This window comes from Saccharomonospora azurea NA-128, assembly GCF_000231055.2.
GTDB classification, from domain to species: domain Bacteria; phylum Actinomycetota; class Actinomycetes; order Mycobacteriales; family Pseudonocardiaceae; genus Saccharomonospora; species Saccharomonospora azurea.
Map to the genome: position 1 here is coordinate 2,641,927 of NZ_CM001466.1, position 20,998 is coordinate 2,662,924.

Sequence of the window (20,998 nt, forward strand, 5' to 3'; positions counted from 1 at the left end):
GGTGTGTTGGTGCGTGTGCAGCGAGGCCCTGGGGTCTCGGGGGAAGGACTGTCCGGCGCTGAAACCCAGGTGGTGAAGCAGTGGAGGTCGTGGACGGGCCAATACCAGCTGACCGGGCTGGCGTTGGTCAACGTCAACGTGCCTGACGACCGCGGGCGGGCGCGGCAGGTGGATGCGGTGCTGTTCTTCCCGCACGGCCTGGCCGTGGTCGAGATCAAGGGCTTCACCGAGCCGCAGTCGGGCACACTGCGGGTGCCGCTGAACGGCCCGCTCACCGTCGACGGCGAACCGGCCGCGCTGCACACCCTGTCCACCCGGAGTCCGCTGGAGCAGCTCAGGGGCGCACTGTTCGCGACGAAGAACGCCCTCCAAGCCGCCGAGATCGACCCGGGGTTCGTGGCCGGGTGGCTGGTGTTGGTGCCGCAGCCGAAGACCACCATCACGATCGACGATGCCAACACCAGCCTCGGGATCGAGGTCGTGTTGGGCAGGAACAAGAGCTTGCGGCACATGGTGCACCAGCTACGCCGCCGCACCAGCAGCCCGATGTGGAGCGCAGACCGGGTACTGCAGGCCTGCGACGCCCTGGAGCTGGGCGCCCTCGCCCCCACCCGCGAGGAGCTACTCGCCGACGGCTTTCCCGACACCCTCCCCGCGGCCAACCGCCCCACCTCCGTGGCCGCTGTGCCCGCGGAGCCGAAGCAGACCCGGACCGTGAAGCCGGCTTCCTCCCCCGTGCCGCGGCCGCGGCCGAGGAAGACCACCCCGGCGCCTCGTCCGACGCCTCGTCCGGCTCCGAAACCGGCGGTTCCTGCGCCGCAGTACCGCACACCCGCGGGGCCACGCCCCCCAGCACAACGACCTTCGCGCCCGGCACGACCTGCGGCGCCGATGCTGGCCTCGGCACGGCGGGTCTGGCCCACCCTCGTGGTGCTGGCCGTCATCGCGATCCTGGCCACCGTGGCCTGCGTGGTGATCTACCAGGCCTTCCACAGCCACTGACCCCACCGGGGCGCAAGGAAACCGTGCTGCCGCGAGAGGGGTCTCTGGGCGGCTCTATGACCACCGAATCCTGGTGGAAGGAACGTGGCGGGAGAGGCCCTGGACATGCGTCAGGCCAGGGTCCGGGTCTACCCCCGGCAGCACCTGGCCTGGCGACTCGCCCACCACCCACGGTGGCGAACTGATGCACTGCCCTGCGGCAAAGAAAAACCCCGGGTGCATGCCGTAGCAGAGGCTTACCCGGGGAGTACCAGACCAAAGTATCCCTTCCGTGCCGTATCACCAAGTCGCCCCACCGCCGTCGCTGTCGGGCCTGCTGTCGGTCGAGCGCATGGGCACCTTCGAGCGACTCGCCCGTCAACAGAGCGCCACGGCCCTGGAGCTCTACGTGCTCGATGTCGAGCTGTCCTCGGCGTTCATGGCTGATCTGGCGTTGGCGGAGGTGATCCTGCGTAACGCCATGAACGACCAGCTCAGCGCGTATTTCGGCGCGCGCTGGTACCGGCTGGACCATCTGTTCGACAAACGGTCCCGGGCCGCGATCAAACGCGCGTGGAGAGACGGCAAATGCGCCGACGACGCCCCGCCCGGCAAACTGATCGCCCAGCTCACGCTCGGATTCTGGGTCAACCTGCTCGACTCCGGCGGCCGAGCCGACCAGCCCCCGCACGACCGCAAGTGCTCCTACGACAACCTGCTGTGGCGGCCCTGCCTGCGACTGGCCTTCCCCCACGGCACCGGCAAGCGCAGCGACCAGCACACCCTCGCCAAACGTGTCCACACCCTGCGCAACCGGGTCACCCACCACGAACCCGTGATCGGCGGCATCCCCATCCCCGGCACCCGGCGCCGCCGAACCCTGCCCGACGCCCACCACGACATCCTGACCTTGATGGGCACAATCGATCCGGGCTTGGCCGACTGGATGCACCGCCACAGCCGAGTCCCCGCGCTGCTCGCCGCCACCAGCGAGCCCGCCCAAGGCCTGCCGTAAACACGCGGCGGATGCGGACACCGTCCGCAGCATCGGCGGCATGCACGTGTTCTAGGGATTGGGGCCCGGCAACCACGTTGTCGGTCGCAGTGCCTCGATCTCCTGGCGGGTCTGCTCGTCCAGGTCGTTGACGTCGGGCACGCCGATCGAGCGCCCGTGCTGCTCGAGCCGATCAAGCAGAGTGTCGAGGCGGTCGGCGATTCGCGTGAGCTGGACGCCGGCAGTCTCGCGGTTAGCTTGCGACGGCGTGACGAGGAAGTACTCGCGCAGGTAGTGATGCGCAAGGTAGTTGCGAGCCATCACAGCTTGGTCGCACTCGACGACCACGTCGTCTGGCCAGTGTTCTTGGGTCCGCAGACCGCGCCACATCTGACCGAAGGTGGTGGCGTTCCATCGCTCGACCTGGGCCATGCCTTGGTCGAGGGTGGTGCCGCTCTTGAAGCTGCGCGCAAGAAATCCCCACAGGACCATCTCGAGGATCTGGAACTTGTGCATGATCTCGCCGTAGGCGCCGTAGATGACGAACTGGTCGACGCCTTCCGGGTCAGGCGGGAGGTCGTTCACGCGGCGAGACTAGTACGTCAACGACTACTCGGATTGGGCATCAACGCGACGGTGCTTACCTGATTGACTCAACGACTGCTGTGTCGACCCATCGGGCAAGGATGCTGAACGCGGCCAGTTGCTCCAGCGCCTCGTTCTCAGCCAGTTCGTCACCTTCATCATGGGCGTTCGGGTTACGGATGGCGGAGTAGACGCCACGCGCGAAGTTGCCTGCGCCGTCATGCAGGCTGCGGAAAGTGTCACTCGATCCCGCGTTACTGACTGCGTCGTTGGGCGAAGGCTGTGGAACCTCGGGTGTGCGCGTGCACGGTCACGGCGATCAGCGTCAGGAGGAGCGTGGCGACGAGGGGGTAGTGCGGCCAGGTGTCGGGCAGTGGGAAGCGCAGGCCACTGGTGGGGGTGTAGTGGCGGGTGACGGGTTCGAGGCTGTTGAGCGCGGCGGTGCCGAGCCAGAGGAGCAGTCCGGTCGCTCCGGCGATCGTGGGGCCCGCCAGGGGAGAGAGGGTGAACACGAGAGCGGCGATGAACGTCGTGTTCAGCGTGGAGACGGCGAGGAGTTCGCCCACGGAGGTGATGTCGTACTGCTCCGCCGAGGGGTGCAGTTCCAGGGTGAGCGTGGAGAGCGCGATTACCAGTGGAGCACAGGCGATTCCGGCGAGGGCTGCGGTCGCGGCGGGAATGGCGGTGCGGGGCCCGCCGGCGGTGCGTTCCCATTCCCAGAACCGTGGCCGGAGTGCCGTCGCGGCGAGGATGGCACAGACGATGCCGCAGGCATCCGCGAGCGGCAGAGACACGGGACCGTGGTTGGGGTTGAGGTGGAGGTCGATGACCCGGCCGGACAAGGCCATGCCGAGTACGGCGAGGACGACCACACCGGCGAGGACGAGGTGGGCGCGTCGGTAGCGCAGCAGGATCGAGGTCATGAGGGCAGCTCAACGGTGTCGAGGGAACAGGTGCGGATCTCTTCGGAGTGTGTGGTGATCCACTCCCGCATCGTGTCGGTGTCCACGTCCTTGAAGGGATTGGTGTCGTGGAGTGCGAGTGGGTTCCGCTCTAGCCAGGCAGCCAGATCCACCGCTCGGTCATAGGGGTGCTCGCCCCCACTGTTCCCGCCGACTTTCTCGGGGTATTTCTTGTCGCAAGCGTCCATCCCGGCGAGTCTGCCGGCGGCGAAGTAAGGTTCGCTCCCCGTGATCGTATTGCCGGGAGAAAGGATGACGACGTGGGTGGTTTCCGGTACCGCCAGTGGATCGGACCATAATAGCGCCCGATCGTGGACGCGTTCGATCTGTTCCTGGGGACCTCGTGCGGTGAAGGCGGGGTCGAGCGCGGTGATGAGGTCGTCGAGTTGGCTGGCGTGGCCTTGGTGGACGCAGTACTCGATGCCGTGGCGTTCGGCGCACTGCCGCGGCGGATCAGCAGGCAGGCGGAACAGATCCGGCGTCGTACTGACACCCAGGACCGCCAGAGCGACGGGTATTGCTGTCAACGCCGCCGTGGTGGTCCACCCCCTGCGGGGACGCGGCACCCGGTGGGCCAGGACCTGTGCCGCGACCATGGCTGCCACGATCGTCACCGCCAGGAGAAATACGCAGCGGAACACCACCATTGCCGGGTTCTCCACCTGACCCAGTTCGGGGTCGATGTGCAGCACCGGCACCACCGCGGCGTAGGTGTCGCCAGTACTGCCCAGCACCGTGAAGGCGAAGAACAGCAGGAACGCCACCGGAGCGATGAACGCGCTGCGGGCCAGCACGCCGATCAGATAGCCGACCGTGATCGAGGCCGAAATCCCGAGCAGCCCGCTGAGCATCACCAAGAGGTCCGGGCCACCGAACTCCGCGTCGATCACGGTGACCGCCACCAACGGCGCAAGCCCGAGCAGGTAGCTGCCCACCAGCACCGCACCCAGCGGCACCAGATGCTGCCGCACGACCGGCGCACCCATCCGCTGCCCGGCCGCCGGGGCGAAGATGCGACTCGGCGAGGTCAGCCTGCCCGCGACCACCGCCGCCCACGCCGCACACGCCGGCGCGGCCAGCGCCGTCTGCTGATGGAACTGGGCGCTGGTGTACTGCCACTCCTGATACGGCCAGCTCAGCGACTCCCACGTGCCCGACAGCACGATCACCAGCACCGCCACCGCCGGTACGGCCGGATACCACCACGGCAGCGGCCAACTCGGCCTGCGCACTTGCTCAGTCACGCCCATCACCCAGCGAACTGATCAACGACTCGTACGCCCGCTCGAACGGCGACCCCAGGGTTCCGCTGCTGTCGGACTCGTCCACCAACGCAGTCAGATCCGCCACCGTGCCGTCGAAGGCCAACCGCCCCTGAGCCAGCACCGCCACCCGCTCACAGACGTTGGCGATGTCCTCGATCAAATGCGTGGACAGCACCACCGTGTACCGCTCACCAAGGCCGCTGATGATCTCCCGGGCCCGCAAGCGTTGCCCCGGATCCAAACCGGACGTCGGCTCGTCCAACACCACCAACTGCGGCCGGTGCGCCAACGCCGCCGCGATCCCCAGCCGCTGCCGCTGCCCACCCGACAACGACCGCACCCGATCACCCGCGCGGTCGGCGAGCTCCACCTCCGCCAGCGCCCGCTCGGCCGCCTGCCCGCACTCACTCCGCGCGACACCGTTGACCCACGCCGCATACGACACGGTGTCGACCACCCGCAGCTCACCCGCCGTCGAGAACCGCTGCGGCACGAAACCCACCGACGGCCGCTTCTGCCCGTCGCCGATGGTGATCGACCCCGACGACGGCCTGGTCAACCCCACAAGCAGATTCAGCAACGTGGTCTTGCCCGCCCCGTTCGGGCCCAGCAACCCCGTGACGCCGGGACGCACCTCCCACGTCACCTCGGACAGCGCCGGACGACGCCCGTACCGGAACCCCACCTTCTCCAACGCGATACGCACCCGACGCGCCCCTCAGAAACGGATTATCAGCGTTCTGTGTCCGATCATTGACCGGACACAGAACGCTACCATAACAATCAGCAGTGACCCGTACGGCCCGACTCCGTACTATTTCCGGTAGAGCTGATTACCCAGGTGTAAAACTGTCCGTGACTTCTACCGCCGCAACCGGCAGTCGCTGAGATGCTGTTATTGACCATAGTTTCCGACGTCTTAGCGAGAATCGGGTCAGGCGCCCAGGACACATCCTCCGCAAGCTGGACGGTAATGAACGCAGAGCCTGAGCATCCGGAACGTCCCCCCGTGGCCTTCATGGTATCGGAGCTAGATGTCACATTGCTCTTAGTGAGGACGCATGCTGCCGCCTCGACGTCTGGCGGTGTCGTCGTGGTTGCCCAACCAGGCGACGCGAATGTCACAGCACCCACAGCAACCGCGCCCCCAACCATCAAAGCGGAAATGGCTTTTCGCATTTGTTCCCCTTTTTGTCAGCACAAGAGTTGAGCCCCAGAAGCAGTTCATGCCGGGACTCAAATTCCTGTAACACCACGCTGCTGGATCGGTGCCGATGGCGAGGGGGATGCCGAGTTGGGCTAGGGCGCCGGGATAGCAGCGTTCGTAGATGGCGTTGACGTGCGTGGCGTACTGGGGTGCGCGCAGCAGCCACGCCGCGGGGAGGTGCCGGCAGCGCAAGATGGGCCAGTCTCGGTCTCCGGTGAGGTCGCCGTCGATGATGCCGCGGCGGATGAAGCCGGTGATGAGGAGTTGGCGTTTGCGTGCGCGTTGTGGCCGTGGGAGTCGTCGTCGTTCTTCGTCGGTGTTGTCGCTGGCGAGCAGGTGCGGTATGCCCCAGGACGGCGGGGTGGGTTCGACGAGGACGGTCGCGGCGAGCCAGGGCAGGTTAAGTATGCGGGCGGTGTGGACGCGGTGGTTGCCGTTGGCGGAGACCCCATACAGCGGTCCGGCCCAGCCGGGTGCGCGCATCAAGCTGATCTCGTCGGTGAACAGTCGATGGGTGAAGGCCTCGAGGTCGCTGGAGAGCTCGGTCGCGGTGGCCTTCGAAGTCGCCCCAGCTGGGGCGGTTGGTGGACACGACGAGATGGGCCGGTACCCAGTGCACGGTTTCAGCGAAGCCACCGTGGTCGTTGCTGTCTCCTTTCGGTGACTTGAGCAGGTCGTGGGGTCGTTGTAGTTGCGGATCGATGACGTTGAGCTCGCCGGCGTGTTCGGCGAGATGGTCGGCGATGTCGTCGCAGTGTGCGAGTACGTCTCGCGCCACGGCGCCGGCGGCGAGGTGCTCGTCGTAGAGCAGTCCGCGCTGCTCCAGTGGCTCGTGACCCGAGGACCTTCGAGCAGCCCTCTGATCAGCGCAGTTCGGTTACCCCACCTACCTGCTGTGCGTTGTCGATCACTCACGCTAAGTTGGGGGCGGCGTGACAGAACCCAATCCCCGACTTTCGCTCGAAGGAGCCCGCCTCATGCCCGGTGTGGACGAGATTCGCGCGGGAATCGCACTCGCGAACGAGAAGGCCTCGGCCAGCGTCGCCGCCCTGGAACAGGCCGCTCAGTCGCTCCAGGAAGCGCAGCAGTCCCTGGCACAGGCCACGTCCGGCAGCACCCAGGAGGAGATCAACCAGGCTCACGGCCTGCTCGCGGAGGCGTTGCAGGCCGTGACGGGCACGCAGAGCACCATCCTCGCGTGCATCTCGTCCGCCGAGAGCTACTCGGCCCGGCTCTAGCCTTCGCGCCGATGTCACTGGAGCAGGTGCGGCACCTCCTGGCCGGGGCGCTGAACTCGGTCGCCGACGCGCACGCCCGCAGCACCCACGCGAAGGATCTGCTCGACGACTACCGGCGCGTGGTCGTGGAGGTGCAGGCGCAGGCCCAGCCGTGGCTGCCCGCCGAGTTGGCCAGAGCCGTGGAGCAGATCGACGCCAACCACGCGCGGCTCGACACCGTGCGGGGCCTGCTCGCGGAGTACGAGTCGAGATTGTGAAGTGTGCTCATGGGACGCAAGGTCGTCGAGCAGCGCGCGCGGGTGACCCACGCGCTGGAGGCGCTGCGCCACCGGATCGGGCTCGCCCTCGGCGCCGCCGGTAACGCCCACTCCGACGCCGAACACGAGCTCACGAAGCTGCGGCTGGAACAGCTGGTGCTGTCGGTGGGGCTCGACCGCGCCGGCACCGATTCCGCGCTCGCGGAGTACCGCGGTGATCCGGCCATGGCAGCGGTGCTGTCGTGGCTGGAGAGTGTCCGCAGCCGCTTCTACGCCGACTGGGCCGACGGGCCGGACGAGTTGCGTCGGCTGGTTGCCTCGGCGGCGCCGGGCCCCGCCGGGCGGCCGCCGAGCGAGTGGCTCGGCAAGCTCGGCACCGAGGACGGCCCGGCCTCGCCCGGGCTGTGGCGCATCGGCGAGGCCAGTGTGGACGGCGCGAGCGTCGGCCGGACACCGGGAACGACACTCTCGTTCGACGTCGCCGTGCCGCTGCTCGACGAGTCGCACCTGTCGATCACCTCGGTGCCGAAGACCCGCGCCACGGTCGACGCGCTCGTGGAGAACCTCCTCATGCGCGTGCTCAGCACGTTCGCGCCGGGCGCGGTGAAGGTGCACCTGTGGGACGTCGGTCAACTCACGGCCGTACTGCCGAACTTCTACGCGTTGAGCCGCACCAGTGCCGTCACGGTCCACGACCCCACGCGGCTGGTCGACCTGCTCGACGAACTCGCCGGGCACATCCGCCGCATCCACACGCAGACGATGCAGGCCGGGTACGCCTCGCTGCGCGCGCTGCGCGAGGCCACCGGCAAGCGCGTCGAACCGTGGCGCATCGCCGTGCTGTACGGCAACGGCGAGGACCTCGCTCCCGAACATCTGCGTGACCTCAAACGCGTCGCCAGCGGGGCGCTCGCCGCGGGCATCTCGCTCGTGCTCGTGGACGTGCCCACCGTGCTGGGCGGCTCCGTGGAGACCATCAGCCTGCTGGACGACCGGCGTGCGGTGACGTCGATGACCGGCGCAGGGGTCGAGGTGCGGCTCGATTCCCCGCTGCCGGGCGGGCAGGTGGCAAACGCGGCCGCCCGGATCGCCGAGGCCATCGTCACGCGCCAGGGTGGCCCGCGCTCGTTCGCCGACCTGCTGCCGACGGAGTTCGGCCAGGAGTGCTCGGCCCGCGAGCTGCGCACCCCGGTGGGCTTCCACGAGGGCGAACCCGTCGACGTCGTGATCGGCGACGCCACGCCGCACGCCCTCATCGGCGGGCCCAGCGGGTCGGGCAAGACCAACTTCCTCTACGCGTTGCTCGGCGGGCTCGCCGCCCGCTACTCGCCGGACGAGCTGGCCCTCTACCTGCTGGACTTCAAGGAAGGCGTGTCGTTCGCCGGGTTGGCGCCGGGCAAGAAGGACGAGAGCTGGCTGCCGCACGCGCGGCTGGTGGGTGTCAACGTCAACACCGACCGCGAGTTCGGGCTGGCACTGCTGCGGTTCCTCTCCGACGAGATGCGGCGCCGGTCGGCGGCGGCCAAGGAGTTCGAGGTCACCAACATCGCCGAGCTGCGTGAGGCCGACCCGAACGGGCACTGGCCGAGGATCGTCGCGGTGATCGACGAGTTCCAGTACCTGTTCGCCGAGCGCGACTCCGTGACGGCCATGGCCACGTCGCTGCTGGAGGACCTGGCGCGGCGCGGTCGTTCCCAGGGCATCCACCTGATCCTCGCGAGCCAGGACATCGCGGGCATCGACGCGTTCTGGGGCAAACCCGCCGTGTTCGAGCAGTGCACACTGCGCATCGCGATGCCGAAGGCGCGGCGGGTGCTGGCGGAGTCGAACCAGGCGGCCGTGTCGGCGCCCCGCTGGCACGCCGTCGTGAATCACGAGTCCGGTGTCGCGCACGGCAACCAGCTCGCCCACATCCCGGACGCGAGCGGCAAGAACACGTTCCCGGTGTTGCAGCGGCAGCTCTGGCAGCGCTACGCCTCGCACGGTCGGCCGAGACTGTTCGACGGCGCCGTCGCACCCCGCCTCGACGAACTCACGGCGTTCACCGCCCTCGCTCCCGGCAGCAGCAGGCCGAGAGCACTCGTGGGGCTGTCGATCGAGGTCGCCGACAACGCACACGGTGTCGAGCTACCCGCCGCACCGGGCCGCAACCTCGCCGTCCTCGGCAGCAGCACCGCCGAAGCGCTCTCCGTGCTCGACGCCGCGACCCGCTCCCTGGCCCGGCAACACGCACCGGGAACGGCGGAGTTCGTGCTCGGCTGCGCGGTGGACCGCTGTCTGGACGACGTCCGAGCTCTGGGCGACGACCTCGCCGCGCTCGGACACAAGGCCCCCGTGGTGCCGGCGAGCGAGCTCCCCGCCCTGATCGCCGAGCGCGCCGCACAGCTGTCCGAAGCGGATGGCGAGTGCTATCTCGTCCTCTACGGAGTCGACGCCGTCCTTCCCGCTCTCGAACACAAGGAACCGGGCAGGCCGAGTGGACTGGACCACCTGCGGGCTCTGCTCAAGCAGGGCCCGGTGAAGGGCCTGCACGTGCTGGGCTGGTGGCGCGGCGTGGCGCGGCTGAAGGACACGCTGGGCTTCGGCGGCACCGAGGACATCGGGGCCTGGGTGGCGCTCGACGTCCAGGGCAGCGAACTCGCGGCGTTCTGCGCGGGCCAGGTGGTGCACTGGGCGCCCCGAGCCGGCCGGGCGCTCTTCTTCGACCGCAGCACGCACGCGAGCCCGGAGGTCACCGTCCCGTTCCACCGCCCGGAGGCCGACCATGCCTGACGAACCGACCGCCGCCGTCCGCTACAAGGAGATCATGAGCGGGGCGCGCCGGTCCGCCGACGACGTCCGCGAGTGGGAACGGCGCCGCGTCGAGGAGCTGGAGTCGCGGATCGCCGAGGCGCAGGCCCGCGTCGAACGCCTCGCCGAGCAGGAGACCACCGTCCAGGAGCGGACCCACCGCTGGTGGCGGATGGCGTGCGACAACGTCGAACGACTGTCCTGGATCGAGCCCGGCGAGCTCCCGCCGCCGATCTCCTCCGCGAGGGGCGCGCACCTCGACCAGCACGTCGAGGAGGTCCGCAACGCCTACCGGGAACTGAAGGACGCCGTCGCCGCACTCGGCTGGCGCGCCCGGCGTTGAGCCTCGCGACGTCGCGGAGGTCCCGCCGAGGCCTTCAGGGTGACGGGCCTCGACGGGAACCGGCCTGGGCACTACCGGGGGACGAACCGCACGATCTGCGGGTCGTGGTCGCTCGCCTGGTCGGCGAACTCGGCGTTGACGTGCACGACGTCGTAGTCCACCCGGCGTGGGCCGCGCGAAACGAGCACGTGGTCGAGCACCTGCGAGGTGCCTTCGAAGACGTAGCTGTAGCGCTCGTGGGGCGGGAGCGTGTCGACCAGCGAGCGCAGCGCTCCCCCGCGGGTCAGCTCCCGGACGGTGGGCGAGAACGGGAAGTCGTTCAGGTCGCCCGCCACGACGACGTTGGCCTTGCGGTCCACCGCCAGCACGTCGTCCACGAAGTCGCGCACGACGTCCGCCTGCCGGATCCGCTGCTCCTCCGACGGCCGCGCCGGGGGCTGGAACCGGCCGTGCAGAGGCTGGTCGCCGCCCTTGGAGGCGAAGTGGTTCGCCACCACGAACACTGTGCGGCCATGGAAGACGAACTCGCCCACCAGCGGTTTCCGGCTCTCCGTCCACGCGGGATCGCCGGGTTCGATGCGGCCGGGCGACACCGACAGCCGGGGCCCGCGCCGGTCGCGCTCGACCCGGACCGCCGTCGTGGCGTCCCCGCCCTCGCGGTCGACGAACCGCACCCGCTCGGGGTCGAAGAGGAACCCGACACGGATGTTGCCGCCGGGCTGACCACCGTCGGCGCCGTCCTCGGGATCGATCTGCCGCCACTCGTACCGCGGTCCACCGGCGGCCACGATCGCCTCGGTGAACCGGCGCAACGTCTCGTCGGCGGACACCACGCCGTCACCGGCTCCGTCGGGCCCGTTGTCGTCCTGGATCTCCTCCAACGCGACGACGTCGGGCACCGCCAGGTTGTGGACGACACCCTCGGCGAGGCGGGCGAACTTCTCCGCACTGTCCACAGCGGACAAGTTTTCGACGTTGTAGGTGGCCACGGCCAACTCGCCCGGCCGCTGAGCGCGCGTGACCTCACGCTCCAGCCCGTTGTCCTTCACCTCGCCGAGCACGGTCGCCATGAGCGTGTATCCGCCGTAGGCGTCGTACTCCACCGGGCCGGACGTGACACCGGTGAGCATGTCGCCCGTGTTCCCCGACGGGAACGGCCGCTGCGAGAACGGGATCAGCGACTCGATCTTGAGCACTCCCGTGTTGGGGCGGTCGTAGCCGAGGTACACCGTGCCGCCCCGCGCGCTGGGGTTCTGCTCGGGTTTGGTCGTGACGTACAGCTCGTCGTAGTCGGTGCTGGGCCCGACCAGCCGGACGTCGGAGACGGAGACCAGCTCGCCCTCGTGCGCCTCCCAGAAGTCGAGCGCGTAGGTGTCGGGACGCAACGGCTCGTCCTCGATGGACCCGCCGGGCGTCGCCGTGAGTGCGTCGGGCACCGTGTCCGGCCCGACCACGAGCGCCTCGGGCACCTCGGCGCCCCGGGCCGTGACCGTCCATTCGGCGTCGACGAGCTCGGTCGTGGACTGCGCTGCCGTGGTCTCGGGATCGCCCGGGTGGTACTCGGCCACCGTGCCCACGACGGTGACCACATCGCCCGGAGCGACGTCCGGCGTGTGCGCACCGGTGAAGACGAACAGGCCCTCGCTCGTGCGCGGGTCGTCGTCCGGGCGGGGGTCCTGGATCCAGAACCCTCGGCTCGACCCGAAGGTCCGCTCCGCGGTCACCACGGCATCGACGCTCACGCGCTCTCCCAGGAGGGGTGAAAGCCGCGTGGTGCCCTGGATGTCGTGGACGCGGGTGGGCGTGGCGTCGGTGTCTAGCTGCGGGTGCGCCACCGCGCCGGGCGCGGCGAGCACCCCCAGGGCCGCCACGAGCAGGATGCTGCCCGCGATTCTCGCGCTGCGTGGGGAAGACTTCACCGGCGCATCCTTACCCATTCGAGTGAACGGAGAGAAGCCGCCGTTCGTCGGTGATGTCACGGTGGTGAAGCACCCGGTGCCGGTTCGGTTTCCGGCGACACCGCACGCAGTATGCGCCGCCCCCACTCACGCAGGTGGTCGGCGAGCTCCACCGGCTCGTGCACGCGGAACTCGTGCCCCAGCAGCGTGAGCTGGAACGCGAGCCACTCCAGTGTGTCCGCGTGGCAGCGCAGCAGACACCGACTCGCGTCGATCGGTTCGACCTCGCCCCACCGGGCGTCGACCTCGCAGGCGGGCGCGAACACGGTCACGACCGCGCTGTAGGTGGGCGCGAAACCGTACAGGTTGTCCGCCAGGAAGCTCGCCGCGTCGTCGGCGGGCAACTCCCGCGCCGGAACGCGGACGCCCGTCGCGAACGAATCACGGACCCGGTCGACGCGGAACACCCGCCAGTCGTCGCGGTCGAGGTCGAACGCGACCAGATACCAACGCCGCCCCGTCGGCACGAGCCGGTGCGGCTCGACGTGGCGCCGGGACGCCTCACCACGGTGCGAGCGGTAGGCGAACCGCAGTCGCTCGGTGTTGGTGATCGCCGCGGCCACGGTGGTGAGCACCTCCGGATCCACCGTGGCATCGAGCGGCTCCGGGACCGGGTCGATCGCGGTGTTCAACGTCGTGACCCGGTACCGCAGTCGCGACGGCAGCACCTGTTCCAACTTCGTCAGCGCCCGCACCGCGGCCTCACCCAGCCCGGTCACCGCGTGCCCCGCGGCGTTGCGCAGGCCCACGGCCACCGCGACGGCCTCCTCGTCGTCCAACAGCAACGGCGGCAGCGCGGTCCCCGCCACCAGGCGATAGCCGCCCTCGACCCCGCGCGACGCCACGACCGGGAACCCAGCCCGCGCAACCGCTCGACGTCCCGGCGGATCGTGCGGCGACTGACCCCCAACCGGCGCGCCAGCTCGCTGCCCGGCCACTCGCGCGGGGTCTGCAGCAGCGACAGCAGCCTCAGCAAGCGCGTGGGTGTGGTCATGAGCCAAGAGTGCCGGAGAAGGAGGACAGGTTCCGACCTCGTTGCGTTCTGTTCTTCAGCCCTGCCCGGTGGCGAGCCCTTCACAGGTCCGGACCACGGTCGAGACCGCCTGCCGCTCCGTGGAGGAGAGCACCGGGTTCTCCGCGTACGAGCGCCACATCCGCAGGATGCCCGCGGCGGTCTGGCGCACCGCCACCTCCGGCGGCTCCGACGCGGCGTCCAGCCCCAGCCGGGTCTGCGGCGCCTCACCGTAGCCGCCGACGAGGCGAGCGGCCTCGTCACCGAGGTCGCCGGGCAGGTTCACCCGGCCGGTGCGCAGGGTCGCGAACAAGCGCAGCTCCGCGAGTTCGTGTGCGCCGGTGAGCGTGCGTTCCAGCTCCGCGACCAGCGGCGCGGCGGACGGCCGCGGCTCCCTCCGCAGCATCACGCCGAGACCGAGCAACGCCGACCGTGCCTTCAACACGGGAGCACGGTCGGTGAAGTACCGGGACACCGCCTCCCCGAGGGCGTCGAAACCGCTGTGGCGGCACAACTCCGCCACGAGCGCCTGCGGCGTGCGAACGCCTCGCCGGATCAGCGTGGTGGCCAGCCGGACGCCGAAGAGCCCGAACCGGCCCAGCAGCTCGGCCCGCTGCGGGTCGGAGGCGAACCGGTCGGCCGACAGCAGCAGCGGGTCGAGTTCCGCCTCGGGGACGGCCGCCAGCGCGGCGAGCAGCTCGAAGTCGTCGGGCCGCAGGGTCCGGGCCGCGCGCGCGACGAGCCCGGCCACGGCGACCACGTCCTGGCACAACTCGGCGATCCAGCTCTCCCGCGCCCGCCGCCGGGCCACCTGCCGGGCCGAGCTGAGGGCGTCCACCCGGCCGCCACCGAGCTCGTCGGCCCGGGCGAGCACCGCGAGCGCGTGCACCGGAGGGAGCTTCGGCGACGGTTGGTCGTGGATCGCGCGCAGCAACGCGGCCTCGACGTCGTGCGGGCTCAGCAGGTAGAGCACCGCGTCCGCCTCCAGGCCGATCGACTCCGGCAGCGCGGCGGCCGAGTCCCGTCGTGTGAGCGACGTGTCGAGGACGAGCAGCTCGGGCCAGGTGTGTCGCGCCGGGACGTGCCGCCACGACATCGGCGGGTTGGGCGGAGCACCGTAGTCGGCCTCGCCGGTCAGCGCGGCCACGAGTGTCGAGGCGCCCGCGCCCGACAGGCCCGCCACCGCCACCCGCACCGGCTCACCGAGCCGCGTGAGGTGCCTGCGCACCCAGTTCGACGCCCGCGGATTGTCGGCGTAGACCTCCTGCGCCCGGTTGAGCAGTGACCACGCCCGATCGGCCAGGTTCATGCCGTGAGCCCCCGCGGTACCGACCGGGGAGCCAACGCCTCGGCCCGCCTGCGCAACAACTCCAGCTCGTCGATCCGCCGAGCCACGTCACGCATGGCCGTGCCGCGCTCCGCCGCCTCGGCGTCGATGACCTGCTTGACCCGCGCAGCCGCCTCGCTGATCTCCGTGCGCAGCTCCTGGGCCACCGTCGTGCACCGGTCGCGCAGTTCGCGATGGATCAGCCGCACGGTGTCCTTGCTTTCCTTGCCGTAGGCGAGGAAGAAGTCGTCGACGTAGCGGTGGGCCGCGCTGCGCGCCGCGGACTGCCTGCGCTTGAGTCGCGTGCCCCGTTCCTCGAACACGCTCTTCGCGCCGAACGCCACTCCCGCACCGATCGAGATCGGGTTGATGAGGTCCATTCCCGCCAACGTGGTGGCGAGACCGAACATCAGCAACCCGCTGTACGACCCGCGCATGCCGACGAACAGTTTCTGCCCGATCGAGAACTTCTCGAAGTTCGGTCCTCGCAGCTCGGCGATCTCGTCGGTGGGGCGCGCGGGAAGCACGTCCTCGGGCGCGAACGCGTCCGGACGGTGGACGGCGATGACGTTGGCGAGCTTCCGGGTGATCCACTCGAACCGGTCGAGCAACCACCGCGAGTTCGCTTCCGCCGCGGCCGTCAGGTTCTCGCGCAACCAGTCCTCGAACGCCGTCCAGTCCTTCGCCGGATCGGCCACCTCGAAGTACTCGTCCGCCTCCCGAAGGATGCGCCGCGTCCGGTCGCGCAGGTCGTAGTCCAGGTCGGCGGTGAGATCGGCCACCTCGTCCGACAGCATGGTCTGCCAGCGCGAGGCCTCCCGCTGCAACCGTTCGAGCTGCTTGCTCGCCGCGCGATAGCGGGCGGACAACTCGCTGTCACCGCCCTGCTGGAGCTCACGGAGCCGCTCGCGCAACGGGCCCATGATCCGCTCCGCGGCCAGCCCGGCGAGCAGCCCCGCGCACCGCCTGCGCAGCACGTCCACGTTGCCCATGAGCTCGTGGTGCAGGTACGAGACGAGCGCGGGAAAGCCGGACTCGGTGTTCAGCTCCGCGTCGTTCTTCCTCGCCGCGATCAACCGCAACGCCGACGAGACTCCGAACACCGTCACGGGCAGACCCTGCTGCTGCAGCCGCGCGCGCGTGCGCTCCGCCACGCGCTGCCACCCGGGCACGAGGTCGGTCTTGGTGAGCACGACGGCGACGGTGGGGCACCATGCCAGGACACGTTCCAGCACGTCCAGCTCGCCCGGCGCGAGCTCCCGCGTCACGTCGGTGGTCAGCAACACCGCGTCGGCGCTGGGCAGCGTGGCGAGCGCGGCGCGCGCGTGCTCGTCCGGTTCGGACCCGTAGGGCGGTGTGTCGACGAGCGTGAGACCCGTCTCCAGGAGCGCGCGGGGGAGTCCGATCTCGACTCGTGCCACGTCGGGACGGCCGTTGGCGACCGCGGTGGCCGACTCCACCGACACCGACGTCCGGTCGGCGCTCGTCAACGCCGGAGCACTGTGGGCGGGCCCTTCCAGCACGAGGCTGTCCGCGCCACGACCCGCCTCCACAAGCGGCACCGGGCTCCCCGGCACCAGAGCGGCCACGGGCCCGGTCGCGTACTCGATCACTGTCGGGACGGTGGTGGTGACGTCGTCGCCGACCGCGCACACCGCCGCACCGAGGAGTCCGTTGAGGAGTTGGCTCTTGCCCTGCCCCCGCGCACCGAGCACCACGACCCGCACCTTGGGTCCGGCCAGCTCGGCACGCCGGGCACGCAGTCGCCCGGCGAGGTCGGTCCGGTCGTGAGCGGCACAAGAACGGATCGCCTCGTCCAGGACGTCGAGCCACGGGGAAGCCTTCATCGATCGGACAGTGTGCCCTCTTCACGCAACGCAGTACAGGCCGGGCTCGTAATATCACCGAGCCCGGCCTGTTATCGGGATGAGATCACTCAGAGTCAGTGACCGAGGTCCAGGTCGTTGAGGCCCGCACCACCGGAGAGCAGATCTTCACCCTGCTCGGCGACCCCGCCGAGCGGGCTGCCACTGACGGTGTCGGCAACTTGGTCCACACCACTGCTCACCGGCTCCGCGACACGCGTGACGTCGTCGAGGTTCTCGGTGCCCACCGCGCTGCCGGCGGCGCCCCTGTCGTCAGCCGACTCGGGCATCGGGTTCAGAACCGGCAGGTCGGGCATCTCCGGCTTCTCGGCCGGAACGGCGAAGCCCAGCTGGTCGGGCAGCGAGTTGAGGTCCCTGTGCAGGTCCGACGCGAGGTCGTACACCGGGCCGGCCAGCTCGGGCAGGTCGGTGTCGAGGTCGACGACCTGGATCGGCTCGTCGATGTCCAACCCGAGGTCGCGAGGCTGCGAGAGCACCTGGTCGTCCAGCGTGGACGCGTTCGCGAGGTCGGCGGCACCGTCCACCGGGAGCGTCTGGGGGCCACCCAGGGGGAGGTCGGCGGGCACGTTCACCGGGAGGTCGCCGGACAGGTCCTCGGCGGCGTCGCGAACCGTCCCCGGCAGCGCGGCACCACCGGAGGTGACGTAGGTGGCCACCGTGCTCGCGGCGGCCTCACTGCCCCGCGTGAGCGTGTCGGCGTCGAGGCTGTCGACCACGTCGCCCTTGGTCGTGACCTCGGGGACGCTGACGCTCAGCTCGTCCGACACCTCGACCCCGTAGGCGCCGAAGGGCGTCTCCAGCGTGCCACCGGCGGCGTAGCCGTCCTCGGTGAGCAGCGCGGAACCCTCTCCCGACACCACGTCGCTACGCAGGCCCGCGCCACCCACGACGCTGTCCTCGGCCACGTCGCCGAACACGCCCGCGTCGAGCCGGTCGGCGCTCACGCCGCCCACGCCCGAGACGCCGTCGGCATCCGCGTCCAGCATGCCGTCCGCGGCACCCACGACACTGTCGACGGAGGCCATGCCGCCCGAGCTGTCCAGACCGACACCGCCCACACCGGACGCACGCGCGGCCAGGGTGTCGGTGTAGGAGCCGAGGTTCAGGCCGTTGTCGTCGAGCTGACCCGCGGTCTCACCGGTGACGGCACCGGTGTCGTAGCGCAGCACACCCGTCACGTCGTCCAGGGTGGCGCTTCCGCCCGCGGTGACTCCACCCACGACCGAGTCGAGGTCGGTGGCCTCGGTGACCTCCGACAGGTCGGCGCGCCCCTCCTGGGTCTGCGCCACGCCCCTGAGCTGCTCGATGACGTCGTCCACGCCGTTCAGCACGCCGTCCTCCGGCTCGGCGCCGACGCGGTCCATCACGAGCGGCACGACGTCCTGGACGTCCTGCGGGGTGATGCCCCCGAGACCGGCCACGTCGAGCATCCCGGTCGGGTCCTGCGCGAAGGCGGCACGGGCGGTGGCGTCGTTGAGCAGATTCACCACGAAGTCGTGCAGCGTCGGCTCCTGCGGGACGACTGCGGGCTCCGAGAGGGTGACGTCGTACTCGGTCTCCGCCTCGCCCTGTGCGTTCATCAAGGGTCTACTCCTTCGTCTGAAGCTGAAAATCCGTGTCGCCGCGCGACGGCCCGGCCGACGCTAGGGCTCCGGCGAGTCGAGGGGCATCGGGGAGAAGTCCCGGTTTTCCACCGCCCGCGTCGCCGAACGCGTTAGGGGCTTAGGGGATGCCGAACGGCCTATTCGGGGGTGTCATTCGGAGGCATGACTTTGATACGAAAGGAGTCATCCGCGTCGGCCCGTCCTTCCGGGACGGTGCGAGAACGTCGACACGAGCCGTGAGGGAACCGCCGTATATGCGCTATGTCCTGGGGATACACCTCGGCGCCACCCGTGTGAGCGCGGCGGTCTCCCGCTACCGCCGCGGTCACTGGAGTCCGCCCGAGGTCGTCCCCCTCGGGGGTTCCACTCGCTGGACCGAGTCCGTCCTGCACGTGTCCGGCCAGGGCGACCTCCTGGTCGGACACGCCGCGTTACGGCACGCGGTGACCGAGCCCGAACGGGTGGCACGGGCACCGTTGCACCGTACCGGCGATCCCGTGCCGTTCGTGTTGGGTGAGCTGTCCTACCCCGCGGAGGCGCTCGCCGCAGGCATGATCGGATGGGTCGCCGACCGGGTCGCCGAGACCGAGGCGGCCCACGCCGAACGCATCGTCGTGACCCACCCACCGAGCTGGTCGGCCTACCGGCGGGGCCTGCTGCACGAAGCCCTCGACGCGGCCGAGCTGCCCGGGGTCCTGGCGCTGCCGAGTCCGATCGCCGCGGCCGAGGGCCACTTGGGCACCCCGGACGTGACGCCCGTCGAGCCGGGTCGCCTGCTGGCGGTGTGCGCCCTCGGCGGCGTGCACGTGGAGACCGCCCTGCTGCGCCGGACTCCCCACGGCGTCGAGTTGCTCGCCCACAACGAGTCGTCGGAGCACGAGGCGGGCTGCAGGCTCGACGACCTGGTGGTCCGCCACGTCCTCGACCGTTCCGAAGTCGACGCCTCGGACCCGGGTGCGATGAGCCGCTTGCGGGGCGCCGCCATCGCCGCGAAGGAACGCCTCTCGACGACGACGGACGTGCTGGTCACCGACACCGTGTCGCTGAGCAGGCAGGAGTTCGAGCACCTCGCCACGCCGGTGCTGCGCAGCGCGGTGCGCAGACTGCGGCGCCTGCTCGTGCACGTTCCCGAAGGACAGCTCGCCGCGGCGGTGCTGGTGGGCGGCAGCGCGAACATCCCGCTCGCGGCCACGCTCGCGCGCGCCGAACTACCCTGCCCTGTCGTGGTCGCCGAGGATCCGGGTACCGCGCTGAGCCGCGGAGCAGCGCTCGCCGCACGACCGAGACCACACCCCAGACCGGGCCCGGCGCAGGAGCCACCGCCGGAGGCCGTGGAACCCGGGGATTCCGGCGCGCCCGGGAGCGGCGGCGCACTCGTCCCCGGCGTCGACGACGCACCCGCGCTGTCCGGGCAACCGGACGCGTTCGAGGACTTCGAACCACCGCCGCACCGGCCACCCGTCGAGATCACCCCACTGCAGCCTCCGCGCCGCCGGTTCTCCCGGCCGCGCCGCGGTGGCTCCCCCGAATCCCGAGACGAGGAACGCTGATGCCGTCACCCCACGTCGACTCCCCGGAGCGGCCCACCGCCCTCCGGACGTCCACCCGCGACGATCCCCTCCTCGACGAGCCCACCCGCGAACTGTGCGCCGCCGTCGCCGACGGTGTGCTCGCGCCCGCGCGGCTGGCGGTCGTCGCCCCGGGTGGACACGGGAAGACGGCCGTGCTGCGTCACCTGGCGCGCCGCTGCGAGAGCCGCGGCCTGGCGGTGGCGTGGTACGGGCAGCAGGAGCTCGACGGGGCACAGCTGGTTCTGGTCGACGACGCGCACCGCCTCGACGACGCCGCGCTCACGGAGTTGTGCGACCGCACGGCCGACGAGGTCACCGGACTCGTGATCGCGGCCCGCCCGTGGCCGCGTCCGGCCGCGTTGAACACGCTGCTCTCCCGGCTGCGTGGGCAGGTGGTCCTGCGCCCGCTCGACGTCCGCCGCATCGCGGCGATACTCGGGCGCGAGCGGGCCGACCTGGCCGAACTCGTCCGGGCCGAGACACTCGGTGTGCCCGGCTTCGTGGTGCGGCTCGCGGCCGCCCTCACCTCCGGGCACGGCGCTCCCGCGTCGGGCACGGCCGAGCCCGGCGCCGACCTCACCGGCCTTCCCGTAGCCCTGTTCGCGGAGTTCCGGCCCGACCTCGACCGGCTGTCGCCACAGACGCTGTCGTTGCTGCTGGCGGCCACCTCGGGAGCCGGGCTCGACGTGGACCTTCTCGCCGGTCTGCTCGACACCGACCACAACGGTGTCGCCCGTACCGTCGACGCGGCCAGGGCCTGCGGACTGCTGGCCCACGACGGCACACCGCTGCCGTTCGTGGCCCGCGCGGTGCGCCTCCTCGTTCCGGAGGAACGCCGGCTCGCGGTGTCGCAGCGGTTGGTGCGCATCCAGCTCGATCGCCGAGGACCGGTACTCGATCTGGTCCGGCCGTTGCTGGGCAGCGAGTTGAGCGGTGCGGAGCTCGCCGAGGCGTTCGAGGCCGCCGCCGACGAGGCCGCCGAGAACGATCCGCCCCTCGCCGCGACGTTGTACGCGGC

General features: G+C 70.4%; 17 protein-coding genes and 2 pseudogenes. 8 read left to right on the forward strand and 11 right to left on the reverse strand.

Annotated features, from left to right (window positions below):
* The first annotated feature begins 9 nt into the window (after positions 1-9).
* Positions 10-1,002: a nuclease-related domain-containing protein gene (locus tag SACAZDRAFT_RS11785; RefSeq protein WP_232286264.1), complete on the forward strand. Its 993-nt coding sequence runs from the start codon at positions 10-12 to the stop codon at positions 1,000-1,002.
* 271 nt (positions 1,003-1,273) lie between these two features.
* Positions 1,274-1,996, forward strand: a complete 723-nt coding sequence (locus SACAZDRAFT_RS11790; RefSeq protein WP_005441870.1) for an Abi family protein — start codon at positions 1,274-1,276, stop codon at positions 1,994-1,996.
* Between the two features lie 51 nt (positions 1,997-2,047).
* Here the strand turns inward: SACAZDRAFT_RS11790 and SACAZDRAFT_RS11795 are convergent, their stop codons facing one another.
* The 6 genes from SACAZDRAFT_RS11795 to SACAZDRAFT_RS22990 form a co-directional block, all read right to left on the reverse strand.
* Positions 2,048-2,560 carry a hypothetical protein gene (locus tag SACAZDRAFT_RS11795; RefSeq protein ID WP_005441871.1) on the reverse strand — a complete coding sequence of 171 codons (513 nt, stop codon included), beginning with the start codon at positions 2,558-2,560 and terminating at the stop codon, positions 2,048-2,050.
* A 55-nt stretch (positions 2,561-2,615) separates the two neighbouring features.
* Positions 2,616-2,786, reverse strand: a complete 171-nt coding sequence (locus SACAZDRAFT_RS24170; RefSeq protein WP_081481181.1) for a TIGR02391 family protein — start codon at positions 2,784-2,786, stop codon at positions 2,616-2,618.
* Between the two features lie 28 nt (positions 2,787-2,814).
* Complete coding sequence (locus tag SACAZDRAFT_RS11800; RefSeq protein ID WP_005441872.1) at positions 2,815-3,483, reverse strand: hypothetical protein; 669 nt, start codon at positions 3,481-3,483, stop codon at positions 2,815-2,817.
* Entirely contained in the window at positions 3,480-4,703 is a 1,224-nt protein-coding gene (locus SACAZDRAFT_RS11805; RefSeq protein ID WP_040927746.1) for an ABC transporter permease, read from the reverse strand. Before SACAZDRAFT_RS11805 ends, SACAZDRAFT_RS11800 begins: the two co-directional genes overlap by 4 nt.
* Before the next feature lie 55 nt (positions 4,704-4,758).
* The gene (locus SACAZDRAFT_RS11810) at positions 4,759-5,493 is read right to left on the reverse strand and encodes an ATP-binding cassette domain-containing protein (RefSeq protein ID WP_005441875.1); all 735 of its coding nucleotides are present in this window, start codon (positions 5,491-5,493) and stop codon (positions 4,759-4,761) included.
* A 342-nt stretch (positions 5,494-5,835) separates the two neighbouring features.
* On the reverse strand, positions 5,836-6,630 hold the full coding sequence (locus SACAZDRAFT_RS22990; protein ID WP_157607002.1) for a hypothetical protein: 795 nt from the start codon (positions 6,628-6,630) through the stop codon (positions 5,836-5,838).
* Between the two features lie 341 nt (positions 6,631-6,971).
* On the opposite strand from SACAZDRAFT_RS22990, the gene SACAZDRAFT_RS11820 reads away from it, so the two are divergent.
* From SACAZDRAFT_RS11820 to SACAZDRAFT_RS11835, 4 genes are read left to right on the forward strand one after another with little or no spacing between them, the layout of a single operon-like run.
* Positions 6,972-7,232, forward strand: coding sequence for a hypothetical protein (locus SACAZDRAFT_RS11820; protein ID WP_005441879.1), 261 nt, complete (start codon positions 6,972-6,974; stop codon positions 7,230-7,232).
* Positions 7,233-7,243: 11 nt separating this feature from the next.
* Positions 7,244-7,489 (forward strand): hypothetical protein, encoded by a 246-nt coding sequence (locus SACAZDRAFT_RS11825; RefSeq protein ID WP_005441881.1) that lies wholly within the window; start codon positions 7,244-7,246, stop codon positions 7,487-7,489.
* 9 nt (positions 7,490-7,498) lie between these two features.
* Positions 7,499-10,261 carry an FtsK/SpoIIIE domain-containing protein gene (locus tag SACAZDRAFT_RS11830; protein ID WP_005441882.1) on the forward strand — a complete coding sequence of 921 codons (2,763 nt, stop codon included), beginning with the start codon at positions 7,499-7,501 and terminating at the stop codon, positions 10,259-10,261.
* Positions 10,254-10,622 carry a hypothetical protein gene (locus SACAZDRAFT_RS11835; protein WP_005441883.1) on the forward strand — a complete coding sequence of 123 codons (369 nt, stop codon included), beginning with the start codon at positions 10,254-10,256 and terminating at the stop codon, positions 10,620-10,622. The genes SACAZDRAFT_RS11830 and SACAZDRAFT_RS11835 overlap by 8 nt, the downstream gene beginning before the upstream one ends.
* A gap of 71 nt (positions 10,623-10,693) precedes the next feature.
* On the opposite strand, the gene SACAZDRAFT_RS11840 is transcribed toward SACAZDRAFT_RS11835, so the two are convergent.
* The 5 genes and pseudogenes from SACAZDRAFT_RS11840 to SACAZDRAFT_RS11860 form a co-directional block, all read right to left on the reverse strand.
* Entirely contained in the window at positions 10,694-12,541 is a 1,848-nt protein-coding gene (locus SACAZDRAFT_RS11840; protein WP_005441884.1) for an endonuclease/exonuclease/phosphatase family protein, read from the reverse strand.
* Positions 12,542-12,597: 56 nt separating this feature from the next.
* Positions 12,598-13,574 (reverse strand): annotated as a pseudogene (locus SACAZDRAFT_RS11845) (helix-turn-helix transcriptional regulator).
* 55 nt (positions 13,575-13,629) lie between these two features.
* Positions 13,630-14,901, reverse strand: a complete 1,272-nt coding sequence (locus tag SACAZDRAFT_RS11850; protein ID WP_005441898.1) for a hypothetical protein — start codon at positions 14,899-14,901, stop codon at positions 13,630-13,632.
* The gene (locus SACAZDRAFT_RS11855) at positions 14,898-16,766 is read right to left on the reverse strand and encodes a dynamin family protein (RefSeq protein ID WP_005441901.1); all 1,869 of its coding nucleotides are present in this window, start codon (positions 16,764-16,766) and stop codon (positions 14,898-14,900) included. Before SACAZDRAFT_RS11855 ends, SACAZDRAFT_RS11850 begins: the two co-directional genes overlap by 4 nt.
* A gap of 95 nt (positions 16,767-16,861) precedes the next feature.
* Positions 16,862-18,385 carry an IniB N-terminal domain-containing protein gene (locus tag SACAZDRAFT_RS11860; protein ID WP_005441902.1) on the reverse strand — a complete coding sequence of 508 codons (1,524 nt, stop codon included), beginning with the start codon at positions 18,383-18,385 and terminating at the stop codon, positions 16,862-16,864.
* 278 nt (positions 18,386-18,663) lie between these two features.
* Here SACAZDRAFT_RS11860 and SACAZDRAFT_RS11865 point away from each other — a divergent pair, with 278 nt between their 5' ends.
* Both SACAZDRAFT_RS11865 and SACAZDRAFT_RS11870 read left to right on the forward strand, forming a co-directional pair.
* Positions 18,664-19,959 (forward strand): Hsp70 family protein, encoded by a 1,296-nt coding sequence (locus SACAZDRAFT_RS11865; RefSeq protein WP_005441904.1) that lies wholly within the window; start codon positions 18,664-18,666, stop codon positions 19,957-19,959.
* Positions 19,959-20,998: pseudogene (locus SACAZDRAFT_RS11870) on the forward strand (LuxR family transcriptional regulator); the annotation flags it as partial. The gene SACAZDRAFT_RS11865 and the pseudogene SACAZDRAFT_RS11870, both read left to right, overlap by 1 nt.